This window comes from Streptomyces sp. JJ66 (assembly GCF_019303495.1).
Lineage (GTDB): Bacteria > Actinomycetota > Actinomycetes > Streptomycetales > Streptomycetaceae > Streptomyces.
On record NZ_JAEVFI010000022.1, the window covers coordinates 46,555 to 52,554 of the forward strand.

Annotated in this window: 7 protein-coding genes; 4 read left to right on the forward strand and 3 right to left on the reverse strand. The window is 70.5% G+C overall.

Annotated features, from left to right (window positions below; all coding sequences use genetic code 11):
* Positions 1 to 7: 7 nt before the first annotated feature.
* Positions 8 to 796, reverse strand: coding sequence for a hypothetical protein (locus JJV70_RS16565; protein WP_219048772.1), 789 nt, complete (start codon positions 794 to 796; stop codon positions 8 to 10).
* 128 nt (positions 797 to 924) lie between these two features.
* Here JJV70_RS16565 and JJV70_RS16570 point away from each other — a divergent pair, with 128 nt between their 5' ends.
* The 3 genes from JJV70_RS16570 (at position 925) to JJV70_RS16580 (ending at position 3,200) form a co-directional block, all read left to right on the forward strand.
* Positions 925 to 1,716 carry an ABC transporter ATP-binding protein gene (locus JJV70_RS16570; RefSeq protein WP_219048773.1) on the forward strand — a complete coding sequence of 264 codons (792 nt, stop codon included), beginning with the start codon at positions 925 to 927 and terminating at the stop codon, positions 1,714 to 1,716.
* A 46-nt stretch (positions 1,717 to 1,762) separates the two neighbouring features.
* Positions 1,763 to 2,185, forward strand: coding sequence for an NfeD family protein (locus JJV70_RS16575; protein ID WP_308294848.1), 423 nt, complete (start codon positions 1,763 to 1,765; stop codon positions 2,183 to 2,185).
* A gap of 70 nt (positions 2,186 to 2,255) precedes the next feature.
* Positions 2,256 to 3,200, forward strand: coding sequence for an SPFH domain-containing protein (locus JJV70_RS16580; protein WP_219048774.1), 945 nt, complete (start codon positions 2,256 to 2,258; stop codon positions 3,198 to 3,200).
* Between the two features lie 302 nt (positions 3,201 to 3,502).
* Here the strand turns inward: JJV70_RS16580 and JJV70_RS16585 are convergent, their stop codons facing one another.
* Positions 3,503 to 4,042, reverse strand: coding sequence for a YbhB/YbcL family Raf kinase inhibitor-like protein (locus JJV70_RS16585; protein WP_219048775.1), 540 nt, complete (start codon positions 4,040 to 4,042; stop codon positions 3,503 to 3,505).
* A gap of 222 nt (positions 4,043 to 4,264) precedes the next feature.
* The gene (locus JJV70_RS16590) at positions 4,265 to 5,047 is read right to left on the reverse strand and encodes a sporulation protein (protein ID WP_219048779.1); all 783 of its coding nucleotides are present in this window, start codon (positions 5,045 to 5,047) and stop codon (positions 4,265 to 4,267) included.
* A gap of 37 nt (positions 5,048 to 5,084) precedes the next feature.
* Between JJV70_RS16590 and JJV70_RS16595 the strand changes: the two genes are divergently transcribed.
* A complete protein-coding gene (locus tag JJV70_RS16595) occupies positions 5,085 to 5,756 on the forward strand; it encodes a DNA-3-methyladenine glycosylase (RefSeq protein WP_219048776.1) in 672 nt (223 codons plus the stop codon).
* The last annotated feature ends 244 nt before the right edge of the window (positions 5,757 to 6,000 follow it).

Here is a 6,000-nt window from a genome sequence, read left to right on the forward strand (position 1 = left end):
GCACGCCTCACGCGCCGCGCCGCTCGCGTTCCTCCGCGTACGCGTTGTACGCCGCCACCTGCGCCCGGCGCGCCATCCGCGCCACCGGACGCAGCAGCTCCGCCCGGGCCGCCTGCTGCCCGGCGCTGACCGCCGCGCCCGGCTCCGTGGCCTGTGCGATGCCCACCAGCGCGTCCACCCGCTGGGCCAGCTCCAACACCCGTACCGCGCGCGGCGGATAGCCCGGCGCCAGCAGCTGCCGTCCGGCCTCCGCCCGAGCCTGGTACGCCGCCAGCGCGGCCTGTGCCACCGGACCGGAGCCCGCGACGTCCAGCCGGGTCAGTGCCCCCGTCGCCTCCCGCAACGCCTGCTGCAACTCGCGCTCCGCCTCACCCAGCGACGGCACATCCGCCGGCGGCCCCTCCCGCACCGGGTGGCAGCGCCACACCACCTCCACGTGCGTGTCCCCCGCCGGACCGGCCTCCGTGACCTCCGGCACCAGCCCCAGCGCCGCCCCCGACACCACCACCGCCTCACCGGCCTCCAGCGCCACCGCGTTGAACTCCGGCGGACCGCTCAGCCCCAGCGGATGCCCCGGCACCGGCAGCGCCACCCGCAGCCCCACCGCGCCCAAGGCCCGCAGCCGCCCCAGCGCCAGCGTCAACCCCACCGCATCCGGCTCTCCGGATATGCCCGCTACCCGGTGCACGGCGTCCTGCGCGACGATGCGCGGTGCCGCGTCGTCCGGCGCCACCGCACCCGCCAGCAGCGCGTTCCCCCAGGCGGCCAACCGCCCCGACCGTGGTTCTTCCAGCATCCCTCCAGCCTAGGACCCGGCGCGCACCAGCCTGGCCGCCGCCAGCGGCGGCACGTGGCGTAGGTTTTCCCTGGGGACTGTGCCCACCGGCACGGGCGAAAGCGACTGTAATGGGAGACAACGCGCTCATGAGCGATGTACTGGAGCTGGTGGACGTATCCGTGGTCCGCGACGGTCGGGCTCTGGTGGACGACGTCTCCTGGTCGGTCAAGGAGGGCGAGCGCTGGATCATCCTCGGCCCCAACGGCGCGGGCAAGACCACCCTGTTGAACCTCGCCTCGACCTACCTGTTCCCCACCGCGGGCCACGCCACCATCCTCGGGGACCGCCTCGGCGCCGTGGACGTCTTCGAACTGCGCCCCCGCATCGGCGTCTCCAGCAGCGGACTCGCCGACAAGCTGCCCCCCGGCCAGACCGTGCTCCAGACCGTGCTGACCGCCGCCTACGGCATGACCGCCGGCTGGCAGGAGCACTATGAAGCCGTGGACGAGGACCGGGCCCGCGCCTTCCTCGACCGGCTGGGCATGAACGACTACCTGCACCGACAGTTCGGCACCCTCTCCGAGGGCGAGCGCAAGCGCACCCAGATCGCCCGCTCGATGATGGCCGACCCCGAACTACTGCTCCTGGACGAACCCGCCGCCGGACTCGACCTCGGAGGCCGCGAGGACCTCGTGCGGCGCCTCGGCCGCCTCGCCCGCGACCCCTACGCACCGTCCATGATCATGGTCACCCACCACGTCGAGGAGATCCCGCCCGGCTTCACCCACGTGCTGATGGTCCGTCAGGGCAAGGTGCTCACCGCCGGCCCGCTGGAGATGGAGATGACCTCCGCCAACCTCTCGCGCTGTTTCGGCCTCCCGCTCGTCGTCGAGCACGTCGGCGACCGCTGGACGGCCAATGGCCTGCCGCTGAGCTGAGGTTGTGCCCTGTCCCGGAGCCTGGCCGGGCGCCTATGATGAGTAGGTGGACGCATGGGTGTGGTGGCTGATCGCCACCGTGGGGCTTTGCATTCCGCTCGTGCTCACCGCCATGCCCGAACTGGGCATGCTCGCGGTGGGCGCCGGAGCGGGCTCACTCGTCGCGGCGCTCGGGGGAGGGATCGTCGCGCAGGTCGTCGTCTTCGCCGTGGTCTCCACGGCACTGATCCTCGTCATCCAGCCCGTGGCCCGCCGCATGCGGGCCGAGCGCCCCGAACTGGCCAGCGGTGTCGATGCGATCAAGGGCCGCCAGGCCATCGTGCTCGAACGCGTCGATGGCAGCGGCGGCCGGGTCAAGATCGGCGGTGAGGTCTGGTCCGCCCGGGCGCTGGAGGCCGAGACCGCCTACGAGCCGGGTCACCGCGTTGACGTGGTCGAAATCGACGGCGCCACCGCTGTCGTGATGTGATGCCGAGGACCGCCCGGCCGGTGGCTGCCGGCCAACTTCTCACGTCAGCAACTCACTCCAGGGGGACGCGATGGACGCCGTCATCATCGTCCTGATCATTTTGGTGGTGCTGGTCTTCATCGCACTCATCAAGACGATTCAGGTCATTCCGCAGGCCAGCGCCGCCATCGTCGAGCGCTTCGGCCGCTACACGCGCACGCTCAACGCGGGCCTCAACATCGTCGTGCCGTTCATCGACACGGTCCGCAACCGCATCGACCTGCGCGAACAGGTCGTGCCCTTCCCGCCCCAGCCGGTGATCACCCAGGACAACCTGGTCGTGAACATCGACACCGTCATCTACTACCAGGTCACCGACGCGCGCGCCGCCACGTACGAGGTCTCCAGCTACATCCAGGCGATCGAACAGCTCACCGTCACCACGCTGCGCAACATCATCGGCGGCATGGACCTGGAGCGCACCCTCACCTCCCGGGAGGAGATCAACGCCGCCCTGCGCGGCGTGCTGGACGAGGCCACCGGCAAGTGGGGCATCCGCGTCAACCGCGTGGAGCTGAAGGCCATCGAGCCGCCCACGTCCATCCAGGACTCGATGGAGAAGCAGATGCGCGCCGACCGCGACAAGCGCGCCGCCATCCTCCAGGCCGAAGGTGTCCGGCAGTCCGAGATCCTCCAGGCCGAGGGCCACAAGCAGTCCGAGATCCTGCGCGCCGAAGGTGACGCCAAGGCCGCCGCCCTGCGCGCCGAAGGCGAGGCCCAGGCCATCCGCACCGTCTTCGAGTCCATCCACGCCGGGGACCCGGACCAGAAGCTGCTGTCCTACCAGTACCTGCAAATGCTGCCGAAGATCGCCGAGGGCGACGCGAACAAGCTGTGGATCGTGCCCAGCGAGATCGGCGACGCGCTCAAGGGCCTCGGCGGCGCGCTCGACAGCTTCAAGGGACACGGCAACAGTGCTACCGCGCCCAGCGTCCCCGCCCCCCAGCGCTCTCCGGAACGCCCCCCGATCGACTGACTCCGCAGCCCGGGCCGGGGCTCGTGCGCGGGGCGCGAAGTGGCCCCGCTCTGTCCGAAACCGGCAAGGCTGCCCCTGCACAGCTTGACCCTGTCCTGGCGCATCCCCCAGCAATACCGTTGGGGGATGCGCCAGAACGGGCTGAACTCAGCGCTTCCGGCGGAGGAGATGCGGGAGCCGCAGCAGCGGGGCGCGGGGGTAGCCCCAGTTACTCGCCGGGGAAGGCGTGAGACCGGGAACCGCCTCACGCGGCCGGAACCGCAAGCCACTCCGGCAGCGTGTCCCCGTCCCGGCTTCACGGCTCAGCCTTCGGCTGGGACCTCGTACTCGCCGATGAGGTGCGCGCGTCCGATCGCCTTGAACCGCAGGTTGAAGCCGACGACGGCCGGAGTCGCCTCCGCGTCCGGCCCCAGCTTCTCCTCACCGACTGCGTACACGGTGAACACGTACCGGTGCGGCCCGTCGCCGGGCGGCGGCGCGGCGCCACCGAACTCCTTGGCGCCGTAGTCGTTGCGCACCTGCACGGCGCCCTGCGGCAGCCCGGCGCCGTCCCCGCTGCCCGCACCGGCGGGAAGCTCGGTGACCGAGGCGGGGATGTCGAAGACCGTCCAGTGCCAGAAACCGCTGCCGGTCGGGGCGTCCGGATCGAAGCAGGTCACCGCGAAACTCTTCGTGCCCTCCGGAAAGCCTTCCCAGCGCAGGTGCGGCGAGGCGTTGCCGCCGGACTGCACCTGGGCCGCGCCGAGTGGCTGCCCGTCGCTGACGTCGTCACTGACCACCGTGAAGGACGCCACCGGAGGATGGAAGTCGTGGGGGAGCGGGCGCCGCTTCTGCTCGGGCACGTCAGAACCTCCTGTATCGCTGGCATGTGATCCACTGGCCAGCCTAACCAGAGGCGACACCCGAGGATGCGGCGACGGCCGCGGGACCTGCTGACCGCGGCCGCCGCCTTCTGGGATGCGCGCGCCACGCCCCTGTCCGTCCTGCTGATGTCCGTCCTGCTGAGCTGAGCCGGGCAGAACAGGTCCGGCCGGGTTGGCCAGGCGGGCACGGCGCGGGCGGGCTCAGAACCAGTTGCGCTTGCTGCCCACCTCGGCCAGCCACTGGTTGAGGTGGGCCGTCCAGTCGGTCTCGCCGAACCGCTCCAGGTCCACCTGGAAACACCGGTAGGAGTCGCTGCCGCCGGTGAGGATGCCGCCCTTCTTGTCCATCTCCAGTACGACGTCCATCCCCCGGCCGTCGGCGACGAAGGACAGCTCCACCTCGCTCAGCCCCCGGTACTGCGGCGGCGCGTAGAACTCGATCTCCTGGTAGAAGGGCAGACGCTGCCGGGTGCCGCGGATCGCGCCCTGCTCCAGGTCCGCACTCTTGAAGCGGAAACCGAGCTCCCCGAAGGAGTCGAGAATCGCCTGCTGCGCGGGCAGCGGGTGGACGTGCACCGGGTCGAGGTCCGAGGAGTCCACCGCCCGGGCGATCGCCAGCTCCGTGCTCACGCCGATGTGCATCCCGGTCAGCTGGTGCCCCAGGAACGTGGTGATCGGCGTCTCCCACGGGATCTCCAGCGCGAACGGCACGACGTGAGACGCCCCGGCCCGCAGGTCGAACGCGCCGCCGAGCTGCTGCGTGTGGAACTCGATGTCCCGCAGCATCTCCTGGTCCTGGCTCTCCACCTCCACCTTGCCCTGGAGGCCCACCGACAGCCCCTGGACCTCCTGATCGACCGAACCGCCCTCGATGCGCACCTCTCCGTGCACGACCCCACCGGGCAGCACGTTCGGGTCGGAGAGAACGGTCTCCACCGACGCGCCGCCGATGCCCACACTCGCGAACAGCTTCTTGAACGCCATCTCGTCCTTTCCTGCCACTCGACTACCCTCGACTGGCATGTTCGTCGCCCGTGACCGTACCGCCCTGCCCCGAACGTTCTTTGACCGTCCCGTACTAGAGGTCGCTGAGGACCTGCTCGGCCGGGTCCTCGTACGGCACACCCCGCACGGACCGATCGAGGTCCGGCTGACCGAGGTGGAGGCGTATGAGGGTGAACGCGACCCGGGCTCCCACGCCTACCGTGGCCAAACCGAGCGGAACGCCTCGATGTTCGGACCTCCCGGGCACGCGTACGTCTACTTCACCTATGGCATGTGGCACTGCCTGAACCTGGTGTGTGAGACGCCGGGCACGGCCGCCGGGGTTCTCCTGCGCGCCGGCGAGGTCGTGACGGGCGCCGAACTCGCCCGCCCCCGGCGCCACACCGCGCGGCGCGACAGCGAGCTGGCCAAGGGCCCCGCCCGCCTGGCCACTGCCCTCGACGTGGACCGCCGACTCAACGGCACCGACCTGTGTGCCCCCGACGGTGCTGCCGCGCTCAGCCTGACGGGCGGGGAGCCGCCGGTGTCCAGCAGCATCCGCACCGGTCCCCGCACGGGCGTCGGCGGCGACGGCGCTCACCATCCGTACCGCTTCTGGATCGAGGGCGACCCCACGGTGAGCCCCTACCGGCCCCACCAACCGCGCCGCCGCCAGAAGCCACTTGACGCCGGGCGGCCGGACGCCTAATGTAGTCCGAGCCGCTGGACGCAGGCAGAGCATTCACAAAGATCATTCAGCAACGGATCGCGTGGACGCCGCGTAGGGTGGCCATCCACTTCGACGATCTCCCGCACGGGATCCTTTTGGCGATGCCGAAAGTCTCCCAAAAGGCCGATTATGACTCGGCTGGGAAATTGGTTAGAGTGGAGACACCGAAGGGAAGCGCCCGGAGGATCGCCTGGAAGGGTGTCCGAAGGAAGCGTCCGTTCCT

Bases quoted from the DNA above. Each gene is read 5' to 3' on its own strand.
- JJV70_RS16565 (WP_219048772.1), bottom strand. From the start codon at position 796: ATGCTGGAAGAACCACGGTCGGGGCGGTTGGCCGCCTGGGGGAACGCG.
- JJV70_RS16570 (WP_219048773.1), top strand. From the start codon at position 925: ATGAGCGATGTACTGGAGCTGGTGGACGTATCCGTGGTCCGCGACGGT.
- JJV70_RS16580 (WP_219048774.1), top strand. From the start codon at position 2,256: ATGGACGCCGTCATCATCGTCCTGATCATTTTGGTGGTGCTGGTCTTC.
- JJV70_RS16590 (WP_219048779.1), bottom strand. From the start codon at position 5,047: ATGGCGTTCAAGAAGCTGTTCGCGAGTGTGGGCATCGGCGGCGCGTCG.
- JJV70_RS16595 (WP_219048776.1), top strand. From the start codon at position 5,085: ATGTTCGTCGCCCGTGACCGTACCGCCCTGCCCCGAACGTTCTTTGAC.